Annotated in this window: 26 protein-coding genes and 1 riboswitch; of the genes, 13 read left to right on the top strand and 13 right to left on the bottom strand. The window is 39.4% G+C overall.

Annotated features, from left to right (window positions below):
- Positions 1-233: 233 nt before the first annotated feature.
- Together D7322_RS29070 and rlmH are read right to left on the bottom strand one after the other, a co-directional pair.
- Positions 234-362, bottom strand: coding sequence for a hypothetical protein (locus D7322_RS29070; RefSeq protein ID WP_262507815.1), 129 nt, complete (start codon positions 360-362; stop codon positions 234-236).
- Positions 363-406: 44 nt separating this feature from the next.
- Positions 407-880 (bottom strand): 23S rRNA (pseudouridine(1915)-N(3))-methyltransferase RlmH, encoded by a 474-nt coding sequence (rlmH, locus tag D7322_RS03925; RefSeq protein WP_121121523.1) that lies wholly within the window; start codon positions 878-880, stop codon positions 407-409.
- A 137-nt stretch (positions 881-1,017) separates the two neighbouring features.
- On the opposite strand from rlmH, the gene D7322_RS03920 reads away from it, so the two are divergent.
- Positions 1,018-1,911, top strand: coding sequence for a DUF3078 domain-containing protein (locus tag D7322_RS03920; protein ID WP_121121521.1), 894 nt, complete (start codon positions 1,018-1,020; stop codon positions 1,909-1,911).
- Between the two features lie 117 nt (positions 1,912-2,028).
- On the opposite strand, the gene dnaB is transcribed toward D7322_RS03920, so the two are convergent.
- On the bottom strand, positions 2,029-3,642 hold the full coding sequence (dnaB, locus tag D7322_RS03915) for a replicative DNA helicase (RefSeq protein WP_121121563.1): 1,614 nt from the start codon (positions 3,640-3,642) through the stop codon (positions 2,029-2,031).
- A gap of 414 nt (positions 3,643-4,056) precedes the next feature.
- Between dnaB and ubiE the strand changes: the two genes are divergently transcribed.
- From ubiE to D7322_RS03885, 6 genes are all read left to right on the top strand, one after another.
- Positions 4,057-4,797: a bifunctional demethylmenaquinone methyltransferase/2-methoxy-6-polyprenyl-1,4-benzoquinol methylase UbiE gene (gene ubiE, locus D7322_RS03910; RefSeq protein WP_121121519.1), complete on the top strand. Its 741-nt coding sequence runs from the start codon at positions 4,057-4,059 to the stop codon at positions 4,795-4,797.
- Between the two features lie 80 nt (positions 4,798-4,877).
- Complete coding sequence (locus tag D7322_RS03905; RefSeq protein WP_121121517.1) at positions 4,878-5,639, top strand: SDR family oxidoreductase; 762 nt, start codon at positions 4,878-4,880, stop codon at positions 5,637-5,639.
- A 10-nt stretch (positions 5,640-5,649) separates the two neighbouring features.
- Positions 5,650-6,099, top strand: a complete 450-nt coding sequence (locus tag D7322_RS03900) for a GatB/YqeY domain-containing protein (RefSeq protein WP_121121515.1) — start codon at positions 5,650-5,652, stop codon at positions 6,097-6,099.
- A 97-nt stretch (positions 6,100-6,196) separates the two neighbouring features.
- Positions 6,197-6,652: a GNAT family N-acetyltransferase gene (locus tag D7322_RS03895; protein WP_183078595.1), complete on the top strand. Its 456-nt coding sequence runs from the start codon at positions 6,197-6,199 to the stop codon at positions 6,650-6,652.
- A gap of 9 nt (positions 6,653-6,661) precedes the next feature.
- Entirely contained in the window at positions 6,662-7,036 is a 375-nt protein-coding gene (locus D7322_RS03890; protein WP_121121511.1) for a DUF423 domain-containing protein, read from the top strand.
- A 7-nt stretch (positions 7,037-7,043) separates the two neighbouring features.
- Positions 7,044-7,106, top strand: a riboswitch (Fluoride riboswitch).
- Positions 7,107-7,139: 33 nt separating this feature from the next.
- Positions 7,140-8,387, top strand: coding sequence for a chloride channel protein (locus D7322_RS03885; RefSeq protein WP_121121509.1), 1,248 nt, complete (start codon positions 7,140-7,142; stop codon positions 8,385-8,387).
- Between the two features lie 69 nt (positions 8,388-8,456).
- Here D7322_RS03885 and mgtE read toward each other — a convergent pair whose 3' ends face one another.
- The 4 genes from mgtE to D7322_RS03865 all read right to left on the bottom strand — a co-directional run bounded on the left by mgtE (position 8,457) and on the right by D7322_RS03865 (position 11,791).
- Positions 8,457-9,773 (bottom strand): magnesium transporter, encoded by a 1,317-nt coding sequence (gene mgtE, locus D7322_RS03880; RefSeq protein WP_121121507.1) that lies wholly within the window; start codon positions 9,771-9,773, stop codon positions 8,457-8,459.
- Positions 9,774-9,943: 170 nt separating this feature from the next.
- Positions 9,944-10,654, bottom strand: a complete 711-nt coding sequence (pepE, locus tag D7322_RS03875) for a dipeptidase PepE (RefSeq protein ID WP_121121505.1) — start codon at positions 10,652-10,654, stop codon at positions 9,944-9,946.
- A gap of 86 nt (positions 10,655-10,740) precedes the next feature.
- Complete coding sequence (locus tag D7322_RS03870; protein WP_121121503.1) at positions 10,741-10,917, bottom strand: ribbon-helix-helix domain-containing protein; 177 nt, start codon at positions 10,915-10,917, stop codon at positions 10,741-10,743.
- Positions 10,918-10,927: 10 nt separating this feature from the next.
- Positions 10,928-11,791 (bottom strand): SPFH domain-containing protein, encoded by an 864-nt coding sequence (locus D7322_RS03865; protein ID WP_104382566.1) that lies wholly within the window; start codon positions 11,789-11,791, stop codon positions 10,928-10,930.
- Between the two features lie 97 nt (positions 11,792-11,888).
- Between D7322_RS03865 and D7322_RS03860 the strand changes: the two genes are divergently transcribed.
- From D7322_RS03860 to D7322_RS03840, 5 genes are all read left to right on the top strand, one after another.
- Positions 11,889-12,371: a DNA-deoxyinosine glycosylase gene (locus tag D7322_RS03860; protein ID WP_121121501.1), complete on the top strand. Its 483-nt coding sequence runs from the start codon at positions 11,889-11,891 to the stop codon at positions 12,369-12,371.
- A gap of 53 nt (positions 12,372-12,424) precedes the next feature.
- Positions 12,425-13,603 carry an AIR synthase related protein gene (locus tag D7322_RS03855; protein WP_121121499.1) on the top strand — a complete coding sequence of 393 codons (1,179 nt, stop codon included), beginning with the start codon at positions 12,425-12,427 and terminating at the stop codon, positions 13,601-13,603.
- A 58-nt stretch (positions 13,604-13,661) separates the two neighbouring features.
- On the top strand, positions 13,662-14,099 hold the full coding sequence (locus D7322_RS03850) for an ATP-dependent zinc protease family protein (RefSeq protein WP_121121497.1): 438 nt from the start codon (positions 13,662-13,664) through the stop codon (positions 14,097-14,099).
- A 59-nt stretch (positions 14,100-14,158) separates the two neighbouring features.
- Complete coding sequence (rimK, locus tag D7322_RS03845) at positions 14,159-15,094, top strand: 30S ribosomal protein S6--L-glutamate ligase (RefSeq protein ID WP_108632262.1); 936 nt, start codon at positions 14,159-14,161, stop codon at positions 15,092-15,094.
- Between the two features lie 160 nt (positions 15,095-15,254).
- Positions 15,255-17,984, top strand: coding sequence for a DUF3857 domain-containing protein (locus tag D7322_RS03840; protein WP_121121494.1), 2,730 nt, complete (start codon positions 15,255-15,257; stop codon positions 17,982-17,984).
- A gap of 17 nt (positions 17,985-18,001) precedes the next feature.
- Here the strand turns inward: D7322_RS03840 and D7322_RS03835 are convergent, their stop codons facing one another.
- The 5 genes from D7322_RS03835 to thrS all read right to left on the bottom strand — a co-directional run bounded on the left by D7322_RS03835 (position 18,002) and on the right by thrS (position 21,890).
- The gene (locus D7322_RS03835; protein WP_121121492.1) at positions 18,002-18,451 is read right to left on the bottom strand and encodes a DUF3060 domain-containing protein; all 450 of its coding nucleotides are present in this window, start codon (positions 18,449-18,451) and stop codon (positions 18,002-18,004) included.
- A gap of 257 nt (positions 18,452-18,708) precedes the next feature.
- Positions 18,709-19,053, bottom strand: coding sequence for a 50S ribosomal protein L20 (gene rplT, locus D7322_RS03830; RefSeq protein WP_046674462.1), 345 nt, complete (start codon positions 19,051-19,053; stop codon positions 18,709-18,711).
- A 99-nt stretch (positions 19,054-19,152) separates the two neighbouring features.
- Positions 19,153-19,353 carry a 50S ribosomal protein L35 gene (gene rpmI, locus D7322_RS03825; protein ID WP_002993964.1) on the bottom strand — a complete coding sequence of 67 codons (201 nt, stop codon included), beginning with the start codon at positions 19,351-19,353 and terminating at the stop codon, positions 19,153-19,155.
- A gap of 39 nt (positions 19,354-19,392) precedes the next feature.
- Positions 19,393-19,953 (bottom strand): translation initiation factor IF-3, encoded by a 561-nt coding sequence (gene infC / locus D7322_RS03820; protein ID WP_077435368.1) that lies wholly within the window; start codon positions 19,951-19,953, stop codon positions 19,393-19,395.
- A gap of 11 nt (positions 19,954-19,964) precedes the next feature.
- Entirely contained in the window at positions 19,965-21,890 is a 1,926-nt protein-coding gene (gene thrS / locus D7322_RS03815; protein WP_121121490.1) for a threonine--tRNA ligase, read from the bottom strand.
- A 343-nt stretch (positions 21,891-22,233) separates the two neighbouring features.
- On the opposite strand from thrS, the gene D7322_RS03810 reads away from it, so the two are divergent.
- Positions 22,234-22,857, top strand: a complete 624-nt coding sequence (locus D7322_RS03810; protein WP_121121488.1) for a 7-carboxy-7-deazaguanine synthase QueE — start codon at positions 22,234-22,236, stop codon at positions 22,855-22,857.
- Between the two features lie 105 nt (positions 22,858-22,962).
- Here D7322_RS03810 and D7322_RS03805 read toward each other — a convergent pair whose 3' ends face one another.
- Positions 22,963-24,210 carry a hypothetical protein gene (locus D7322_RS03805; protein WP_121121486.1) on the bottom strand — a complete coding sequence of 416 codons (1,248 nt, stop codon included), beginning with the start codon at positions 24,208-24,210 and terminating at the stop codon, positions 22,963-22,965.
- Between the last annotated feature and the right edge of the window lie 113 nt (positions 24,211-24,323).

Below are 24,323 nucleotides of genomic sequence, written 5' to 3'. Positions count from 1 at the left end.
TGAAAAAATTATTAGAAATTAACCCCTTATCGTTCTATGTGACCAACTGGGGTTTTGTAAACAACACCGAACCAAAAAGAACGCGCAAAACTGGCCAACCTTCTCCAAAAAATTAGGCGTTCTTCTCTAAACATTTCAATCAAATTTATTAAAATCATCTGCTGATATCCTCCATACGGATATTAAGTAAGAGATTTATTCTTTTACTCCTACCGTAATTAGAGGATATCAAATTATGCAAAGTAAATTGCCAATAAAATAACAATAACGATACATGCTATCATAATGTATTTATTCAATTGGCTATTTTTCTCTCCTTCATCACTTTTATAGTGATAATCACGTTTGTTCGGCAAATTCATAAGTCTGTTTTTATTAATGATGAAGTTACGGACTTTTTTCCATATTATTCATGATGATAAGGTTCACCTTTCATAATAGAAAAAGCCCGATAAAGCTGTTCCGTAAAGAACAAACGGATCATTTGATGCGAAAAAGTCATCTTTGACAAAGACATTTTGGAATTTGCACGATCATAGATTTTTTGATCAAAACCATAAGGACCACCGATAATAAACACCATATGCTGTACACTATTGACCATCATTTTCTCCAAATATGCGGAAAAATCCAAGGAACGGAACTCCTTGCCAAATTCATCCAGTAAAATGACCATATCCTGCGGCTGCAATTGTTTTAAAATCAATCCAGCTTCCTTGTCCTTTTGCTGCTCCTCAGAGAGACTTTTGCTATTTTTAATATCCGGTATTACCGTGATTGTAAAGTTTACATAGAACTTTAGTCTTTTGATGTATTTGTCGATTCCTTCGATCAAGTATTTATCATCCGTTTTTCCAATACAAAGCAAGGTTATTTTCATAGTATCTAATAAGTTCCAAAGTTCCAATTTTATTTAAAATATCCGTAAACAAAAAGCTATAAAACAATAAACAATATTATTCGTTTAGTTATAGAACAATTATTTTCGCAATAATGCACAAAACCCAAATTTTTAGTATGAAAAAAATTAAATCGATCTTTCTTATTGCAGTATGTTTATTCGGCTTTCGAAGTTATAGTCAGCAAGCTCTTCCAGACACCAGTAAAATATGGACGATCAAAGGTGAAAATACCTTTTTGATTAACCAGAGTTCATTCTCCAATTGGGCTGCAGGTGGTGTCAATTCATTTTCCGGAAATCTCACCCTAAATTATGATTTCAATTATAAAAAAGATAAATGGTCTTGGGATAATAAAGTTTTAGCGGCCTACGGACTAACTTTCCAAAAAGAATCGGATTGGCGTAAAAATGATGATAGATTGGTATTGAACAGCTTACTGGGCCATCAAGCCTCGCAACATTGGTTATATACTTTTTTCCTAAATTTTAATACACAGTTTGCCGATGGATTTGATTATACAAAAACTCCGAAAGAACGTATATCAAGATTTCTGGCTCCGGCATATTTAAGCTTTGGACCCGGTTTTGCCTACAAAAAATCCGATAACCTGAGGTTCAATCTGTCCCCAGCAGCAGTAAGATTCGTGTTCGTCAGCGACACGCTTCTTTCGACACGATATGGTCTGGATCCGGGTAAAAAAGTGAGAACCGAGTTCGGTGCCTCTTTTGACGCATACTACAAAGTTAACCTGATGGAGAATGTTTCCTTTGAAAATATTTTAAAACTCTATTCAAATTACCTAGACAAGCCGCAGAATGTTGATATAGACTACACCGCAAATCTATTCATGAAGGTCAATAAGTTTATTACCGTAAACGCCGGCGTACAAATGATCTATGACGACAACACCGCCATTCCGATTATTGAAGAAGGAAAAGAAGTCGGAAAAAGAAACTCGGCATTGCAGATCAGACAAATTGTTGGAGCTGGAGTAACCTATAAATTTTAGTTGCAATAATCAATTCCACATCGAAAAAAGAACAAAAATGCATTGAATAGAACTAAAAAAAGCCGAAATGTACTATTTCGGCTTTCTCATTTATGGATACTCGTGTAAAATTACCTATTAAAATGGTGCATCGTCAGGCATATCGTTCATCCGTGAAGGCATGGTAATGCCACCACTAAAACCCGCTCCACCAAAGTCATCACCAAAATTTGGAGAAGGATTCAATGCAGATACAGAGAATGTGTCTGGCGCATCACCAAAACCATCTCCCCCACCCATTCCGGAAAACTCATCTTCAAGATCGACAAATTTAACAAATTTACCAACGAAACGAAGCGGCACGATCCCTGTTTCACCATTACGGTGCTTGGCAATAATAACTTCACCCACACCTGCCGTCGGACGCCCTTCCTCATCTTCTGTCAAACCATAATATTCTGGCCTGTATAAGAAAAGTACCATATCGGCATCCTGCTCAATAGACCCCGACTCACGCAAATCGGATAACATTGGCCGTTTACTATTTCCAGGTCTGGATTCCACTGCACGACTCAATTGCGACAAGGCCAAAACTGGAATATTCAACTCTTTTGCGACAGATTTCAGCGCACGGGAAATACTACCGATTTCTTGTTCCCGGTTTCCTCCGCCTTTGCCTTCTGCTTTACCGTGCATCAATTGCAAATAATCGACAATTACCATTTGAATATCATATTGTGCTTTTAGACGACGGCATTTTGCCCTAAATTCAAATACGTTCAGCGCAGGCGTATCATCAATGATAATTGGAGCGTCTGTCAGTCGCCCGATACGAGAGTGCAATTGCTGCCATTCGTGATCTGCCAGGTTACCTTTTTTTAGTTTTTCCTGTTCAATTTCAGTTTCCCCAGCGATCAGACGATTAACCAACTGAACCGATGACATCTCCAGCGAAAATACCGCAACAGCTTTACCGTGTTCGACCGCCGCATTTCGTGCGACAGACAATACAAATGCCGTTTTACCCATCGCTGGACGTGCAGCAATAATCACCAGATCCGAAGGCTGCCAGCCAGAAGTCATACGATCAAGCGCGGTTAGACCTGACGGCACACCGGTCAGACCGTCCGTGCGATCACGTAACATCTCAAGGTTCGAGATGGCTTCACGCATAATATCGTCCATCTTGCGGGAATCTCTTCTCAAGTTATTTTGTGCAATATCAAACAAGCTCTTTTCGGCATGGTCCAGGAGATCGAAAATATCGGAGGTCTCGTCGTAAGAGCTATTGATAATTTCAGTCGAAACTTTGATCAGTTCCCTTTGAATATATTTTTGAGAAATAATCCGTGCATGGTATTCAATATTAGCTGCTGAAACTACCCTGTCGGTCAGTTGCGTAATATAATAAGCTCCGCCAACCATTTCCAGCGCGCCCATTCTCCGTAACTCGGATGTAACCGTCAAAATATCAATCGGCGAGGTCTTTTGGAACAAACCAAATATCGCTTCAAAAATCTTCTGATGCGATTCCTTATAGAAAGACTCAGGTTTTAAAATATCAATAATCTCGCTCAGTGCATTTTTCTCAAGCATCAATGCGCCCAAAACAGCTTCTTCAAGATCTACTGCCTGTGGCGGTAGCTTCCCTAAGCCGCTTACCATGTTGTTTAATTTGGTACGGCGCTCACCATAATTACCTCTTTTGTTATTATCCGTATTATTCGCCTCAAAATTGCTCTCGTTCATCATGATATTATATCCGAAATATAGCTTCCCAGCTCTTAAATTTAAGATGGGATAACAAATGTATAAAAAATAAAATTCACCACGATGATGAATTACAAACAGCAGATTTAGTTGTTCAGCCATCAACTGTCAAAACGCTTTGAAGGACACAGTTTTACCACTCCACTTATTAACACAACCTGTGGAAAACATGTTGAAAATAAAAAACGCATCCTTAAAATCAATACATTAAAAAATGTTGATAACTTAAACCATTGTGAATAACCAAAATTCCCTAAATTCAAAATGATAGCATTTATTTCCCGTCAAAGACTGTCATAACATCTCCGTGACCAGACAGGAAAAATCTCCGCTTTAAATCGAAAAACAAATCCCATTTTAAGCATTAAAAATATACTTATATTGTATATTTGTAAAATGACGCACGACTCTTCAACATTAAAGCCCTATAAAGACGCCAACGATGGCAAGAAAAAACAGGTCGCGGATATGTTCAACAATATTTCCCATTCCTACGATTTCTTAAACCACTTCATGTCTTTGGGGATTGATATCATATGGCGCAAGAAAGCCATCAATGCCCTAAAATCCATCAAACCTCAACTGATGCTGGATGTTGCAACCGGAACAGGGGATTTTGCATTGGAGTCCATTAAAATATTGAATCCAAAAAAAATCATTGGGGTTGATATCTCGCAGGGTATGCTTGATGTCGCTAAAAAGAAAATCGCAAACAAAGGGTTGGAAAATCAATTTGAAGTACAATTAGGTGATTCGGAGAGGCTTAAATTTGATGACAATACTTTTGACGCCGTAACCGTTGCATTTGGTGTCCGTAATTTTGAGAACTTAGAAAAAGGACTGTCTGATATCTACCGAGTATTGAAACCGGGCGGTAAAGCCGTTATTTTGGAGTTTTCAAATCCAAAAAAATTCCCAATAAAACAACTCTATAATTTTTACTTCAAATATGTAACACCGACTATTGGAAAATTCTTTTCAAAAGATGCCAGTGCTTACGAATATTTACCGGAATCTGTTGCTCAGTTTCCCGATGGACAGAAATTTGTTGCTATAAATAAAAAGGCCGGCTTTGACCAAACGATTGTAAAACCCCAGACGTTCGGTATCTGTACAATTTATATCGCTACAAAATAAGTCAGTAACGATTCCTCGGCTACAATTTAGCATTAAAAGACGGTCAATATCGAGTTTTAATATTTCAACCAGTAACATATATGAGAAAGACAGTTTTCATCACAGGAGCAAGTTCAGGTATTGGCCAGGCCTGTGCTGAAGTATTGGCGAAGGAAGGCTACAATCTTTTACTTTGTGCACGCAGACTAAATCGTTTGGATGAATTGAAGGAAAAACTGAGCTCAACCTATCCCGATATCAAAATTCATACCTTTGAATTAGACGTCAGAGATTCAGAACAGGTCCAGAATCAAATAGATGGTTTGCCCTATGAATGGAAAAAAATCCATGTGTTGATTAATAATGCCGGACTTAGTCAAGGACTGGATCCTATTCAGGACGGCGATATCGGTGACTGGGACAGAATGATCGATACCAACGTCAAGGGCTTGCTTTATGTGAGCAAAGCAGCTATCCCACTAATGGATACTGAAAATGGGGCACATATTGTCAATTTAGGATCTATAGCCGGAAAAGAGGTTTATCCGAATGGGAATGTATACTGCGCGACAAAACATGCCGTCGACGCATTAACAAAAGCAATGCGTATCGACCTGCTTTCCAAGGGCATAAAAGTGAGTTCCATTGATCCCGGTATGGTCGAGACAGAGTTCTCCGAAGTGCGTTTTCATGGCGACAAGGAACGGGCAAAAAATGTCTATGCAGGCGTGCAGCCCCTAACCGGAACCGACATCGCTGAAACAATACTTTTTGTCATCACCAGACCAGCGCATGTGAATATCAACGATCTATTAATAATGCCCACGGCTCAGGCTACGGGCACGATTGTCAATCGAAAATAATTAAAACATCATGTCATTAGAAACACAAATAAATCAAGACATTAAAGCGGCAATGATCGCAAAAGACACAGCAACATTGCGTGGATTACGTGCCATTAAAGCGGCTATTCTTCTTGCTAAAACTGAAAAAGGCCATACTGAAGAGCTAAATCAGGAAGCTGAAATCAAAGTTTTACAAAAACTGGTAAAACAACGCCGTGAATCAGCTGAAATCTATAAGAATCAAAACCGTGAAGATCTTTATCAAATTGAGGTGGAAGAAGAAAAAGTGATCGAAGCTTACCTTCCTAAACAAATGAGCAAAGAGGAAGTAGAATCTGTTATCAAAGCAATCATCGCAGAGACCGGCGCGTCATCCATTAAGGAAATGGGAAAAGTAATGGGTGCTGCCAATCAAAAATTAGCCGGGCAAGCCGACGGGAAGACAATCTCTGAGGTCGTAAAAAGCCTATTGGCATAATCACCCCATTAAGATAACATCAATCGGGTTACCGACCCCACCAGTCGCTGCTATTGATAGGGTCGGTAACTTAACTTACCCCTCTTCATTAACCATCATGGATTATAATTGGAAACTTAAGAATTTTGACGAACTGACGAACCGGGAATTGTACCGCCTTTTGAAAATGCGTACGGAGGTTTTTGTACTGGAACAAGCGTGTTTATATCCCGAACTGGATGATAAAGATTATGTCTGCCTACATTTTTGGGCGGAAAAGGATGGGGAAATTGTAGCATATACCCGTTTGGTTCCGCCTGGAATTTCATACCCACAAGCTTCCATAGGGCGTGTAATTGTTGTGAAAGAGGCGCGAGGAACAGGCTTAAGCCAACTGCTGATGCGTAAATCCATCGAGGCTACTCTAGAAGCCTTCGGACCGCAGGATATTCAAATCGGTGCCCAATTTCACTTAAAGTCATTCTATGAGAAATTAGGGTTTGAACAAAATTCCGAACCTTATCCTGACTACGGGATTCTCCACATAGACATGACTAAATCAGTTCTTAAATAAATTATATTTATGAATCACATTGTAATCATTACCGCTGCATTATTAGGCGCTTTGGCCATTATATTAGGTGCATTTGGCGCACATGCATTCAAAAAAATTCTATCGGCTGAAAAGCTGGATTCGTTCGAAGTAGGTGTTAGATATCAAATGTATACAGCCATCACCCTATTGGTTCTCGGACTAAACCTATCCTTTGACTATCAGTCCGAGCGGGTAGCCTATTACCTAATTACCTCGGGCACATTATTGTTTTCAGGAAGTATTTATTTTCTTTCCTTTGCGGAGTATTGGAAAAAAAATCTGAAGTTTCTTGGTCCTATCACTCCTTTAGGAGGATTACTCATGATAATGGGCTGGATTGCAATTATCATTCGTTTTTTATAACTTTGCAACACATAGTGGCAATGATGTCTGCCTTGAACCGCCTTAATAAGCTGATGACGTCTACTTTTAGTATAAAAACAACAAATTTTATATAAGTAGACTTATGGCTATAAAAATTTCAAATCAAACACCGCGTAACAAGTTTTATTTTATTTCCAAATGGCTGATTATCTGCTGTATGGTAGGCTTTTGCGTTGGTTCAATCTGCGCATTCTTTCTTTTTTCGCTGAATTGGGTTACCGCATATAGAGAAAACAATTCCTGGATCATCTACGGATTACCTCTTGCGGGGCTGATCATTGCCTTATCCTATCAGCGCTGGGGTAATCCCTCTGGTAAAGGGAACAACCTGCTGATTGAAGAATACCTTTATCCGCAGCGCCGGATACCGCTCGTTATGGCACCTCTTGTGCTATTCGGAACTTTGCTCACCCATCTGTTTGGGGGATCAGCCGGACGTGAGGGAACGGCGGTCCAGATTGGCGGAGCAATAGCCGACCAACTCAACCGTTGGTTTAATTTCGACAAAACCGAACGTCGTATCCTGATATCTCTCGGTATTACAGCAGGTTTTGCGGCCGTCTTTGGCACCCCGCTTGCCGGAGCCGTATTTGGCCTTGAAGTCCTGCTTATTGGCAAAAAAAGATATTTTGGGTTGCTCCCCTGCTTTCTCACAGCCTATATCGCAAATTTTAGCTGTCAATTATGGCATGTACCGCACACACATTACCCAATACATGAAATGATCCCTGCGCTTTCTTTAAGCAATATTGGGTTTAGTTTGATTGCTGGAATTTTATTTGGCTTGGCAGCCTGGTTGTTCACCCTTACCGGAGACTTCTTCAGTGCTCAATTTAAAAAGATCAAATCTCCTCTACTCAGACCTATTATCGGCGGTATCATCATCGTGATTACGGTGGTATTGCTAAAAAGCACAAAATATATCGGCTTGGGTATTCCAATGATTCAGGAGGCTTTCAATAATCCCTCGGATTATTATGATTTCTTAATCAAATTGGTCTTAACCACTTTTACCCTTTCTGCCGGTTTTAAAGGCGGGGAAGTGACCCCATTATTTTTTATTGGGGCTACTCTTGGCAGTACACTCAGCGGCTTTATCCCACTCCCGCTTGGATTATTGGCTGCGATGGGCTTTGTTGCCGTATTCTCTGGCGCTACAAATACACCCTTAGCTTGCATTATTATGGGCTATGAACTTTTTGGCTTCCAGCCTGTTGTTTTTATAGCAATTGCTTGTATAGCCGCATTTATATTCTCCGGAAAAAAAGGAATTTATGTTGCCCAGAAAGGTGGAATTAAAGAAAAATTGTATCGAAAATTGAATTTGTAATTCAGTCCATAAAAAAAGCATAAAACCAAGCTGTGGCTTTATGCTTTTTTCTATATTTTTTTGAAAGGCTTACAACAATTTACCTTGCAAGAAGAATGCTGCAACGGTAAAATAAATAATCAATCCCGAAACGTCCACTAACGTTGCTACGAAGGGCGCTGATGCCGTGGCTGGATCCAATCCAAATCGACGCAAGATAAATGGAATAAATGAACCAGACAGCGTTCCCCACAACACGATAAACACCAAAGACACTGCTACTGTAAGACCTATGGCAATCCAATAAGGACCATAGTCATATAAACCAAGAAAATGCCAGGCCAATATCCTAAGAAAACCAATGGCACCTAATATACTGCCCAAAATCAATCCCGAAGAAACTTCTCTTTTCATGACATACCACCAATCCTTGAGTTTCAATTCACCCAAGGCCATGGCACGAATAATAAGTGACGCAGCCTGCGAGCCCGAATTTCCACCACTGGAAATAATCAAGGGAACAAACAGCGCCAATACAACGGCCTTCTCCAACTCCCCTTCAAAGAAACCCATGGCAGAAGCGGTAAGCATCTCACTGAAAAATAATATAATAAGCCATCCGGCCCGTTTTTGTACTAACTGAAGTAATGGCGTCTTTGTATAAGCCAGATCCAGTTCTTCCATCCCTCCAAATCGTTGGATATCTTCTGTATCACGGTCTTCGATCCGGTCCAGCACATCATCAAATGTCACAATCCCAACCAATACCCCGGCTTCAGTAACAATAGGTAAGGCACTTCGGTCGTATTTCTGGAAGATTTCGAAGGCCTCCTCCATGGGAGTTGAGGCTTTAATTGCTGCAAAATTATAGTCAATGAGATCCGAAATCTTTGTGGAACCATCAGACAGTAGTAATTGGCCAATCTTCAAATCATCAATTAAGACATTTTTTTCGTCAACAACATAGATGAAATTCAGCGTCTCGGCTTTTCTTCCAAAAACTTTAATATGCCGAAAAACATCATCCACCGTATAATAAGGGCGTACCTGCACGTACATTGGTGTCATTAATCGGGCGATACTATCCTCTTTATATCCGATCAGCTCCAGTGCCATCTGCTTTTCACGTTCGTTCAAGAGATTGATTAAATATTTGATCAGATCATCCGGTAGCTCAGAAAGCAACTCGTTTCGTGTATCCGGCTTCAGGTTATTCAGCAATTCGGACAATTCCTGCTCGGTCATTGATTTAATCAATGTGTATTGGACATCTACTTCCAAAAATGAAAAGATTTCCAATCTATCCTCTAAAGGATAGTCCATAAAATGTTGATGTTGCTCACCTTTAATTAGACGCGATATTTCTTCCGCAATATCGGCTGGGTGCAATGCTGAATTTTGTTCCATTGGAAGAATATTTTAATGGATTTAGCGCAAAAGTAGCTTATTTTGTATGATATCCAATCATCTACAAAAGTATTTTTTAAGACGGAAAGGCACCATTCTATCTAAAATAGGCTGCTGACCGCTTTGGATTTAATGTTAGGCTACGAAAACCATGCAGATTTTACAAAATCTTAAAAATTTATTAATCCGGGAGCAAGTTCCACAGCTTCCCTTTCCGGTCTGAATAATCGGGCTGTCAACGACCCTTCCAATTTTATTTCTCCTTGATTTACTTTTAACCAACTACCTTCCCGAAGTCCGATTACGGGTTGTGAATTAAATTGATGAAATTCCTGGATACGGGTTTCCCGTGTTTCTCCTTTATGGGTCGAATTCATGTCCGGATCCAGAAAATGTGGATTAATATTAAAAGGTAGAAATCCCAACGCGTCAAAACTCGGCGGATAAACAATAGGCATATCGTTTGTTGTACCAATGGTCAATCCGGTCAAATTAGATCCGGCGGAAGTACCTACATAAGGAGTTCCTTTGCTTACCTGTACGCGCAATTGATGTACAAGATCCAAATCATACAATGTCTTCAACAACAAGAATGTATTACCGCCACCGACAAAGATTGCTTTTGCTTCCTGAATGGCCTTTTTCTTGTTCTGAAACTCATGCAATCCGGTAACTTTTATATTTTGATCATCCAAAGCATCCTGAACCTTGGCCGTATACGCATCAAAAGATATTCCGGATGGTCTGGCAAAGGGAATAAACAGCAACTCATCGGAAGCGATAAATTTCACAAAATCTTCTTTAATGTAATCGAGAAATCCGCTGCCATGGACAGTACTTGTGCTTACGACCAATAATTTATAGATTGGATTGATCACCATATCTTACTTCTTAAAATTATATAAAAAAATGTACCTTTTACTTCGTTTGAAGCGAAGCCAAAGGTACATTTTTACTTTCTGATTCTTTATTTTTTATCAGCAGACTTTTTCTCCGAACTCAATCTTCTATTTTCTTGCAGCGCTTTATGTAAAAGATATTCGATCTGCCCGTTAACACTCCTAAACTCATCTGCAGCCCATTTTTCCAATGCTTTATACATTTGATCATCAAGCCGCAACATAAAGTTCTTTTTATCTGCCATTTCATTCAGTTTATTGGTACAAAGTACCGGTATTTACAATTGGTGTCGCGGCTTTTTCTCCACAAAGTACCACCATTAGATTGCTCACCATAGCCGCTTTTTTCTCGTTGTCCAGTTCAACAATATCTTTTTCGGACAGTTTCTTTAGTGCCATCTCAACCATACCTACAGCACCATCCACGATCTTTGAACGAGCAGCAACAATGGCAGCAGCTTGTTGTCGTTGTAGCATCGCACCGGCAATTTCGGATGCATAAGCCAGATGGCTGATTCTCGCCTCTTTAATAATCACCCCTGCAGGTGCAAGACGATCGGCGAGTTCCTGCTCAAGGATATGATTCACCGTATCCCCGCCTTCACGCAAAGTGATCTCCGCTCCCTCATCCTCCAGGTTATCATAAGGAAAACTTCCCGCCAGATGGCGTACCGCTGCTTCACTCTGCGTACGCACATAGGACGTATAATTACTGACATCATAAGCAGCTTTATAGGTATCCCCTACCTGCCATACGATAACAGCTCCGATCTCAATCGGATTTCCCATCTTATCGTTTACCTTTAATGTCTGCCCCTGGAGATTATCCGAACGTAAACTGATCTTGATTGTAGAATACAGCGGATTGACAAAAAACAACCCGTTCTCTTTTACAGTACCCACATATCGACCAAAGAAATTTAAAACACGTGAATGATTTGGATTAATAATCATTAATCCCTTTAGGATAAAAAATGTTCCGATCATCAGGATGACGCCAAGTACAACATAAAGCGAACTTTCATCGACGTTGGCAAATGAAAATATAGCAGCTATAAAAGAAGCTACCGCAATTAATAAGGCTAAATAGCCCGACATAGGTTTAATCAATTTCTCCATAATTTGTTAATATATATTTGATATCATTTTAATATCATAAATATAGCAAAAAATAATTCTTATTCCAAAGCCAAAATTTTTATTACTATTTTTGATTATGCTCAAAAGGTCCTTTTTACCACTTGTGAATGCCAATACCAAAACGCTTATCCTCGGATCTTTACCGGGTGACAGATCATTGGAGCAAAATGAATATTATGCACATCCACAAAATCGTTTCTGGAAAGTGATTAGACATTTATATAACAATCCCGATACGACGAGTTATGTTGACAGAGTGAACCTACTACTTGACAATGGTATTGGTTTATGGGATGTATGTGCGGAAGCATCCCGTCCGGGCAGTATGGATTTAGCCATCAAAGATGAAAGCCCCAATCCAATTATCGCACTCCTAGAGGCAAATCCGGGGATCAAACTCGTAGTCTTTAATGGGCAAAAAGCGTATAAATTATATACGAAGTATTTTGACGAAAAAGAGAACATCCGCTACCTATGCCTCCCCAGTACCAGTCCCGCAAATGCAAAAACAAACTTCGAACAACTCGTCACGCATTGGCGTACGATCATAAGTGATTAAATTACATAAATAAGGTTCGTTAATTCAGCGCTATTGCTTATTTTTGCGCTAAGATGTCAGATTTAAAATACAATCAACGAGGTGTATCCGCTGGAAAAGAGGATGTGCACAATGCGATAAAAAATATCGACAAGGGTCTGTTTCCCAAAGCATTCTGTAAAATCATTCCCGATATTTTGGGTGGAGATCAGGACTGGTGCAATATCATGCATGCTGATGGTGCTGGTACCAAGTCTTCTCTAGCCTATGTCTATTGGAAAGAAACTGGAGATATTTCGGTTTGGAAAGGTATTGCACAAGACGCTATCATTATGAATATAGACGATTTACTCTGTGTTGGAGCGATCGATAATATTCTACTTTCTTCGACAATCGGAAGAAACAAAAATCTTATTCCCGGAGAAGTTATTGCAGAAATCATCAATGGTACAGAAGAAATATTGGCTGAACTTCGTGATTTGGGTATCGGTATTTATTCTACGGGGGGCGAAACTGCTGACGTTGGTGATCTGGTACGCACAATTATAGTCGATAGTACAGTTACATGCCGGATGAAACGGGAGGATGTGATTTCAAATCACCGGATTAAAGGGGGTAACGTAATCGTAGGCTTGGCGTCCAATGGAAAAGCAAGTTATGAAAAAGCCTATAATGGCGGTATGGGCTCCAATGGCTTAACCTCAGCACGTCATGACGTCTTTAACAAAAAAGTAGCGGAAAAATATCCGGAGGCTTACGATCCGGCTGTCCCTTACGACCTTGTTTTTGCGGGGAGTCAGGATTTAACCAATGGCATCACAGTGGAAACAGGCGAAACAGTTACCGCGGGGAAACTCGTCCTTTCACCCACACGTACCTACGCTCCTGTCATCAAAAATATTTTAGATAAGTACCGTTCTCAGATTGACGGAATGGTGCATTGTTCAGGTGGAGCGCAGACTAAAGTGTTGCACTTTGTGGACAATGTACACGTCATTAAAGACAATCTTTTCCCAATTCCACCGCTCTTTGAATTGATACAGAAAGAATCCAATACTGAATGGAAGGAAATGTACAAAGTATTCAACATGGGGCACCGGATGGAATTGTATGTACCTGAAGCTATTGCCGCGGATATCATTGCCATTTCGGAGTCATTCGGAATTCCGGCACAAATTATCGGCCGTGTAGAAGATGCCGCTTCTAAAAAAGTAACGATTACATCTCCTTTTGGAGAATTTATTTACGAATAAAACAAGTGTGCACCAGTCTATGTGATAAAGATTGGTGCATTTATTCCTTTTGGTATCAATGAAAGAAAAACTTCTCGTGGGCTGGAAAGAGACCCTGGATTTACCTGAATTAGGAATATTTGGCATAGAAGCAAAAGTCGATACCGGCGCAGCTTCCTCGGTTTTGCACTGTAACTCCTATAAAATCGTCAATGAAGATGGTCAGGACTGGATCCATTGCGAACTCATTACCAATTTCGAAACAGAAGAAACCAACGTTTTAAAATTAAAGCTTTACAAATCAAAACTGGTCAAGAGTTCATTTGGTCAAGAGGAAAAGCGTTATTATATCCGAACTACAGCAAAACTTTACGACCAGGTTTTCAGTATCAAAATTTCATTTCGAAATCGTTCCAAAATGACTTACCCAATGCTTTTAGGAAAGAATTTTCTCTACCGAAGATTTTTGGTTGATGTTTCCAAAGAAAACCTCTCCTTGAAGTCCCCGTCAAAATAAAAACAAATAGCAAAGCTATTTTGTTATCTTAGCACAAAAATATATTCAATATACAAACCGTGAAAATTGCCGTATTATCGACAGTAAAGAGTTTATACTCAACTCGTCGTCTCGTAGAAGCTGCACAACAAAGGGGGCACGAATGTGTTGTCATAGACCACAGTAAGTGTTACGTTGGCATTCAACAAGATAAACCCAGTATTCATTACAAAGGACAGGATCTCAGTGGTATTGACGCGATTATTCCCCGAATAGGCGCTTCCGTCACCTTTTATGGTTCGGCTATTGTCAGACAATTTGAGGTGATGGATGTAATTTCCGCAAATCCAAGTCAAGCCATTACCAGGTCCAGAGATAAATTGAGATGTCTGCAGATCTTGTCAGGTGCTGGTATCGGCCTTCCGATTACGGGCTTTGCACGTACGGCGTCCGATGTTGACGATCTGATCAGTATGGTAGGTGGAGCCCCTTTGGTGATTAAACTATTGGAAGGTACACAAGGGATTGGTGTTGTTTTGGCAGAAACTAAGAAAGCGGCATCATCTGTTATAGAGGCTTTCTACGGCCTCGGAAACAATATTTTGATCCAAGAGTTTATCAAAGAGTCGAAAGGTTCCGACATCAGAGCTTTTGTAGTCGACGGCAAAGTTGTCGGGGCGATGAAACGTACGGCTAAAGAAGGTGAATTTCGGTCAAACATACACCGGGGTGGAACAGCGCAAGTAATACGCCTAAGCAAGGCAGAAAGAGAAACCGCTATTGCTGCCGCCGCACAATTGGGACTTACTGTATGTGGCGTGGATATGATTCCCTCGGACCGGGGCCCGTTAGTTCTCGAAGTAAATTCTTCCCCCGGATTGGAAGGCATAGAAAAGGCCACAAAAAAGGATATTGCTTCTGAAATCATCCAATACATCGAAAGACAATATGAATTGAAACAAGCACAAATGCCAAAAGTGGTCAAGAAGAAGAAAAAGAGAGAGAGCAAATTATAAAATTACCGAACAAAAAATTAAAAGGGTTGTCAATGGCTATTGACAACCCTTTTAATTTTTAAAGACGCTAGATTCAATGAAATAAAGATTTCCCAATACTTCCTAAATTCAGCTACCGTTGAGTCCAAATTTTACTTATCTTAGGCTAAATTATGAATTAATGAAAAGATTTAGCCATCTTCTATTAGCTTTCGTACTCGTACTGGCTGCATTTTCCTGGTCTTTTAGTCAAACGCCCATTCAAAAAACAGCGTCGCCAACTTGGCTCCGACCCATTACAAAAAAAGCCATAAAGCCAAATCTGGATGATATTAGCGATGGATATTACTATGAGTTAATCGAAAATCAAATAAACTTAGCTGCACAAACAAAATATTATAGGGACATAAAAGTATTGTTTGATCAAAGTGGGATCGAAAACCTGGGACAGGTTCAGGTAACCTTTGATCCGCATTTCCAAAAACTTCAATTACATGAATTGAAGATCATTCGTAACGGGAAAAATATTGACTTGCTGCCACAGGCAAAATTCAATCTCCTTGCATCCGAAACAGAGCTTTCGAGGTCTATCTACAACGGAAGTCAGATGGCCCATTATGTCCTGGAAGATTTGCGTAAAGACGATAAGATCGTATTTGCCTATTCAATTATAGGTACAAATCCCGTATTTGAACATAAATTTTTCGACACCTATTACTTACAGGGATATGAACCTACTGGTTTGGTCCATCTCAATTACATTGTACCTAACGGTCGCAAACTTCAATTCAAAAGTTTTAACGGTGCACCTGAAGTACAGCAACAATCCCTGGGAAATGCAACAAATTTCTTTTGGGAGCTCACTGAGAACAAAACAGTTCAATTCGAAAACTATAGTCCGGCCTGGTACAGTCCCTTAAAATATATCCAATGTTCAGAATTCAACACCTGGCAGGACGTTGACCAATGGAACCGCAGGATTAATCCCATACCACAGATAGTCCCTTCAAGTACACTTCAAACTTTCGTCAATCAACTATGGAAAGAGTCAAATGGGCAGCCCTATAACTACCTAAAAAAGGCCTGTGACTTTGTACAAAACGAAATACGTTATATGGGTATTGAGATGGGAGAATATTCACACCGGGCGAATGTTCCGGAAAAAGTATTTTCGCAGCGCTATGGCGATTGTAAGGATAAATCCATGCTGCTGGCAACAATACTCAAAAATAAGAACATCGACGCAGGACTGGTATTAGCCAATACTTATAAAGACCGAGGACTGCAGGAAGAGCTCCCCTCGCCTTATGCTTTCAACCACATGGTTGTTGAAGTTAATATCGGAGGACGTTACCAATATATTGATCCGACCATAACCAATCAGGGCGGAGATATCAAAAACAGATATTTCCCCGCTTATGGAAAAGTGCTCTCGACCCTGGGAAACGGAAAGCTTGCCGATGTACCGCAGCATATTGTGGGAAATATTAAAGTCAAGGAAACGTTGACGCTGGAAGGCAAATTCGAAGCTACCCTTGATGTTAAAACAGTCTATTTCGGAAATGAGGCGGACAATATGCGTACTTATTTTCAAGGTAGTGCCAAAAACGATATACAGAAGCAATACTTGGAGTATTATGCGAAAACCTATCCCAAAATCAATAAAATTGGCCATATACAATTCAAAGATGATATTGAGAACAATCGCGTGGAGATCACCGAAAAATACAAAATTAAAAACATCGGAAAAGCAGAAAACGGATCTTCCAAAAAGTATATTTCCTTGCTGGGCACAAATATAAACGACAAGTTACCCGAAATTATGGAGGATCGTATTGCCCCATTAGGCCTTCCGTTCCCTATGGATATCGAATATGAGATCGGCGTCGTTAACAAAGGAAAGAATACATTTGGCAGTCATAAAGACAATAGCTATTTTGACCGTAACGCCTATGTATTCGGAAAGACATTGGAAATAAAGCCAGATAGTATCAAGATTGCTTATACCTTAGGTTTTCACGAACCTTATGTTGAACAAAAAGATCTGCAACAGTATTATACAGATTTTGCCGATCGTGAGAATATCTTTTTCAATGGTTTTTATCTGGACGCGGACGGATATGTAACAGATGGGATAACTAACCTGGGTAAACCGACATCAGCAAAGGAGATAAATTGGTTCACCCTGATCCTATTCATTGTCCTGGTGCCAGTCATCATCTGGTATATTGTTAAAAAGTACAATAAGAGCAAACCTTTTTTCATCAAACCCTATGATGAAATTTACCACGATCAAATCGGTGGGTGGATGATCGTACTGCTTATCGTACTATTTATAAATATATTGACCCTATCAGGTATATTTTTCTTTCAACAGTCCTTTTTTAATTTAAATACTTGGCAAGCGGCAGATCAGTTAGAAGGTGTTTCGCCCATTTTATACAAAATTCTGTTGCTATCGGAAATAATCGGTAATGTATTGATACTGGCTGGTTTGATTTATAGCTGTATCTTACTGATCAAGAAAAGGGACATTTTCGCACAGACTTTCTTTATGGTTGCACTATTTATGGCCATATTCTGTACCATTGATGGAATTGCATCCTATTTTATGTTTAAAAGTTATTTAGATAAAATAGATGGTCCCCTCGTACACTACAAAGATACTATAAAAGCGATTTTCTTTTTTTGCATTTGGGGAAGCTATGTGTATAACTCTGATCGCATCAAAGGTACCTGTCTTCGGACATATCAGAATGATGACAGTATTCAAAGGGCTGCGACAACACATCCCTTTGATCAAGATTTTCTAAAGCCGTATCCTATATCGAAACAAAATTCGGACGATACAGCAGCGGAATTTAATTCTCCGGATAACAAAATAGATCCTGCACATCCCGAGGACCATTAAGACAACACATAGCTATACTATTTTTCCACCTTCATAACCATATTGTCAGCACCTTCAGTAGAGACTTTTGCTTTTCCGGATTTGTTCTTAGTTGACTTGTAGTGAACGTGATTTTTGATACCTTCAATTTGAACGGTTTCGAGAGAGCCAATATTAACCATATTGTCCGCACCCTCTATTGTCACCGTTGATACATCATGACCTGTCACAGTATTCCCTTTGCCTTCAATAATTAATTTGCCGACATTCCCGTGTATCACTACCTTGTTATCAGCACCTTCAATTTGAATTGTCTCACCACCTTTAGCTTCGATGGTACGGGTATTCCCTACCCCCTCAATTGAAATAACTTTTCCTTGTTGATCGAAAACAGTGTTTAACGAAGTGCGAGATCCAGGCCCTTTAGCCATCACCATCCCGCCCAATAAAAGGAGTGAAAATCCAAATGCGATCGTTCTTATTTTCATAATTGTATGTTTATAAATCACTGTACAAAAATCAAACCTAATCAAACAAAAAAAGCCAATTAGGAGCTAACGTTTAATCATTTCAGCTGACAACGAGATAGACGATGTCTTTCAAGCATAGAATCCGGGCAATTGCTTTATATAGACTGGCGGATATCGTCCAAAAAAACAGACAGCGTCCAAACGGCTGACAACAAAAAAAGGAGCCTTTTGGGCTCCTTTAATATCTCTAACAAATTGACAGCGGATTAAAAACTCTATTTTACTGCGTCTACAACTGCTTTGAAAGCTTCTGGGTTATTTAAAGCTAAATCAGCTAAAACCTTACGGTTCAAACCAATGTTTTTAGCGTTTAATTTACCGATCAATTGGGAATAAGAAATTCCGTGTTGACGAGCTCCAGCGTTGATACGTTGAATCCATAAAGCTCTAAACTCGCGTTTTTTGGTTTTACGATCGCGGTAAGCGTATTGTAAACCTTTTTCTACTGTATTTTTAGCAATAGTATAAACTTTGCTACGTGATCCAAAGTAACCTTTTGCAAGGCCTAGGATTTTTTTGCGTCTTCTTCTTGAAGCTACTGCGTTAACCGAACGTGGCATATTTTTAAAATTAGTTTGGTAAAAGGTGCCATGTATTTCAATGAACTTACGACCCTGTACCCGGTTAAAAAATTATTATTAAATAAAATCGAATAAAACTTATTTACCGATAGCAAGCATACGTTTAACGTTGCCCATATCGCCATCAGATACATAACTTGTTTGTGTTAAGTTACGTTTACGTTTTGTGCTCTTTTTTGTCAAGATATGGCTTTTGAAAGCGTTTTTTCTTGCAATTTTACCTGTTCCAGTCAATTTGAAACGTTTCTTTGCGCTGGAATTGGTTTTAACTTTTGGCATAATACTTATAAATTTTATATCAATCTGTTAGAATTCTTATTATTTTTTAGGAGCCTTTGGAGCTACTGTTAAAAACATACGTTTTCCTTCTAATTTTGGTAAAAGCTCTACTTTACCGTAATCTTCCAGTGCCTGAGCGAAGCGTAACAACAAGATCTCACCTTGATCTTTGTGTACGATAGCACGGCCTTTGAAGTGTACGTACGCACGTACTTTTTCACCACTTTCAAGAAACTTAATCGCATGTTTCAATTTGAAATCAAAATCATGTTCACCAGAGTTAGGTCCGAAACGAATTTCTTTGATAACAGTCTGTTTTGCATTAGCTTTGATTTCCTTTTGTTTCTTCTTCTGTTCGTAAACAAACTTACTGTAGTCGATAATCTTACAAACCGGCGGTACAGCATTTGGCGAAATCTCCACTAAATCAAGTTCCAACTCATCAGCCAACTCTAACGCTTTGCGTGTAGGGTAAACTCCTTGTTCCACATTATCTCCTACCAAACGTACTTCAGGTACCTTGATTAGCTCATTAATGCGGTGATCTGGTTCTTTCTTTCTCATTGGTGGTCTTGGACCACCGGGTCTTTTTAATGCCAAATGTTTAAAAATTAAACGGTTATTTCCTTAATTAATATATCTCTAAATTCGTCAGCAGTCATAGTTCCTAATTCTACTGAGCCATGTTTACGTACAGAAACTGTGCCATTTTCCACCTCTTTTTCCCCTACAATCAACATATAAGGAAGCTTTTTCACCTCGGCGTCTCTGATTTTTCTGCCCACCTTCTCGTCACGTAAGTCTATCAGTCCGCGAATATCGGAATTATTTAGCGAATTCAAAACATTTTGCGCATATTCTTCGTATTTTTCTGACACTGGCAAGACGATAAATTGCTCAGGCGCAAGCCATAACGGAAATTGTCCCGCACAGTGTTCGATCAATACGGCTACAAAACGTTCCAACGATCCAAATGGGGCACGGTGAATCATTACTGGGCGATGTTTCATATTATCACTGCCAGTATACTCTAATTCAAAACGTTCCGGTAAGTTATAGTCCACCTGAATAGTACCCAACTGCCATTTACGTCCCAACGCATCTTTCACCATGAAATCAAGTTTCGGACCATAGAAAGCAGCTTCACCATATTCAACGACAGTTGGTAAGCCTTTTTCTTCGGCAGCCTCAATAATCGCAGATTCAGCTAAAGCCCAATTTTCATCGGTACCGATATATTTAGTACGGTTTTCAGGATCACGCAACGACACCTGTGCAGTGTAGTCATTAAATCCTAAAGCACCAAATACATAAAGAACCAGATCGATTACTTTCTTAAACTCATCTTTTACCTGATCCGGGCGGCAAAACAAGTGCGCATCATCTTGTGTAAATCCACGTACACGTGTTAACCCATGCAACTCCCCCGATTGCTCATAACGATATACTGTACCAAATTCGGCAAAACGAACCGGTAAATCTTTATACGAACGCGGCTTTACCTTATAGATCTCACAGTGATGTGGACAGTTCATCGGTTTCAACAAAAACTCTTCACCTTCGATAGGTGTTTTGATCGGCTGAAAGGAATCCGCACCATATTTCTCATAGTGACCAGAAGTCACATACAGTTGTTTATGTCCGATATGTGGCGTTACGACAGGCTCATACCCCGATTTCAACTGTGCTTTTTGCAAGAAATCAATCAGTTTTTGACGTAATGCAGCTCCTTTTGGCAACCATAAAGGCAATCCAGCACCCACCTTTTCAGAAAATGCAAAAAGCTCCAGCTCTTTACCTAATTTGCGGTGGTCGCGTTTCTTTGCTTCTTCAATGAATTTTAAATATTCGGCAAGCTCCGATGCTTTCGGAAAAGTTACACCATAAATACGTGTTAACTGTTTCCGGGATTCATCACCCCGCCAATATGCACCGGCAACATTGGTCAGTTTTATGGCTTTGATAAATCCAGTATTCGGAATATGTGGTCCACGACATAAATCAGTAAACTCACCTTGGGTATAAAAAGTAATCTTTCCATCTTCCAGATCCTTAATCAGATCCAGCTTATACTCATCCCCTTTTTCGGTAAAATAGGCTAAAGCATCCGATTTAGAAACGGCTTTACGTTCAAAGGTTTCTTTGCGTTTGGCGAGTTCTAACATTTTGTCCTCGATAGCCTTAAAGTCATCCGAAGAAAATTCGCGATCACCAAAATCAACATCGTAGTAAAAACCCGTTTCGATTGCCGGTCCAATACCGAATTTAATTCCCGGATACAAAGTTTCCAGTGCCTCAGCTAGTAAGTGAGCCGAAGAATGCCAAAAAGTAGATTTTCCTTTTGTATCATTCCAGGTCAACAACTTCACGCTAGCATCTTCTTCAATAGCACGGGCAGAATCCCATACTTCACCGTTCACCTCAGCAGCAAGAACATTTCTGGCTAGCCCTTCAGAAATTGACAAAGCAATTTCTGCTGCAGTGATTCCTTTTTGATATTCCCTAACGGAACCATCAGGTAGTGTAATTTTAATCATTTACAACTATGATCTTTATATTGTTAAAAAATAGAAAACACAAAACAACATGTACAATTATGTTATTACACTTATGTTTTCAATAAATAAATTGTGAAACAAATTTAGCAAAATTTCTGGTAATAAACAGTTTTTTTATGATCTCTTGTCCGTTTTTCAGCAATCCTCCGTCTGGTAACACCGGACTCAGAAAAGAAAACAAAAAGCAGCGCTTCCACAAAATACACCAAAATCACCGCTCAATTTTCAACCCTATAAAAATGACATGAATTCCACTGAAAACAACAGTTTAAATTGAGCATGTCATTAATATTTACTACTTTTGCAGACTCAAATTTTAACTATGTCGAATCAAGTACCAGAAGACGGAACACGATTACCTTTGATGGAAGAGTTCTACACCATCCAAGGGGAAGGTTACCACACCGGGACTGCTGCTTATTTCATCAGATTGGGTGGTTGTGATGTGGGCTGCCATTGGTGCGATGTAAAAGAAAGCTGGGATGCATCTATCCATCCGCTTACAGCGGCAGATTCAATTATTGAAAATGCCAAGAAATATCCCGCTAAAACAGTTGTTATTACAGGTGGAGAGCCGCTAATCTATAATTTGGATTACCTCACTAAGGGGCTGCATGCTGCCGGAATAAAAACTTTTATCGAAACATCCGGAGCATATCCGCTAAGTGGAGAATGGGATTGGATCTGCCTGTCTCCAAAAAAATTCAAGGCCCCAAGAAAAGATGTGCTCGATGCTGCAGGTGAGCTCAAAGTGATCGTTTTCAATAAAAGTGATTTTGCCTGGGGAGAAGAATATGCTCAATTAGTTGGACCAAATTGCAGATTATACCTTCAGCCGGAATGGTCCAAATCCAAAGAAATGACCCCGTCCATTATTGACTATGTCAAGGAAAATCCAAAATGGGATATCTCCCTACAGACACACAAATTTCTAAATATTCCGTAACCAGAATATAAAAATAATCAAAGCAAAAAAGCACTCAATCTACTTCGATTGAATGCTTTTTTTTATGTTAACTTATACTTAGTATTCTATTCAACAAAACCTAAATCACTTTACATATTCCTTTATAAACGTATCAAGTTCAAGTGTTTTGGTCTCCTCCCCTTCTTTATCCCTCACCAAAACATTACCGGTACTATCTACATCTAAGAATAATAAACTAGGATTAATAATAATTTTCCCATTCTCATCCAACAAACCTATTTTCCCATCTTCAGAGAACATCAAATAATTATTTAAAAACTTGCTTATGTTCTCCTTTTTATCCAGTAAAACCTTTCCTTCTTGCGTAACGAGTCCAAAATTTCCATCTTTCTGAAAAATAGCCAATCTTTCCGTCGCCGGAGTGAGCCAATCAAACCCGTCTTTATTTACTTTGTTACCCTTTTTATCCAGCAACCAAAAGTAGTTATCCTTATCTGAAACGATGGCGGTCTGCTCATTAAAATAAGCCAGGGAAAAAAGCGAACATGGCAGCACTTCCTGCCCCGCTGTGCTCTTTATCCCATAATATTCATCGTTCGTTTCCTTATCTTTCACCATGATCCATTTAAGCGACTTGTCCAATGGAAAAGTATCTTCAAATAAACTTACATCTCCGTCTCCCTCTAAAGGGCCATCACCAGAAATATCAACAACTTTAACATCCTGAGGCAATCGGAAATTTTTTGTACCGGACACGTTAGCCACTTTAGTTGTCTCGAAACCTAGATCAGCATTTGCACCTAACGACAATTTTAGCACAGCCCCCGGAAGATCATTGACAAACGAAAAAGCGGTCATATAATAGGTTGGTACCGCTTCCGAATACCAAACGATGGCTTCAGCCGAATCTGCTTGATTTTTGATGAATAATTTTGCTTTTTTACAGGTTACTCCAGCTACATTTTCAATCTCACCTAGATCTTGCATCCATACATAAGGACCTTCGGATTCTTTCAATCTATTGCTCACAACTTTATAGGGTGGGTGATAAGATTCCGCCGTGACAATATCGTCACCTGCCGAAAAAGAATATGTCTTTGCCAATTTTCTATTCAAAATAGCATGTTCCTTTTGATTAATCACAGCAGAAGAATAATCGGCGTCGGCTAAGATCTCAACATTCTTATAAGCCATCTTTCCTTTTAAAAAAGGCTCATAAAACTCTTTCGCAAATTCAGGAATCTCATTTTCAAATTTTTCAGGAGAAATCTCCCCTTTAAACACCAACTCCATCTGCCATTGCTTATCCTGCCCATGTACTATAGGGATGGACAAGCCGAACAACAACGCTACTTTGAATAAATTCTGCATAAGAATGATAAATATGTAGCTAAATAACAAAAGATAGACCAAAAAGCCTATCCTTCCTATATATTTTTTATTTATTTGTTTTTTATTCCGCTATTTTTTGCAAAAGGGGATAA

The sequence above is a fragment of the Sphingobacterium puteale genome, assembly GCF_003627955.1.
Classification (GTDB): Bacteria; Bacteroidota; Bacteroidia; order Sphingobacteriales; family Sphingobacteriaceae; genus Sphingobacterium; species Sphingobacterium puteale.
This window is presented reverse-complemented; position numbering and strand designations above follow the sequence as displayed.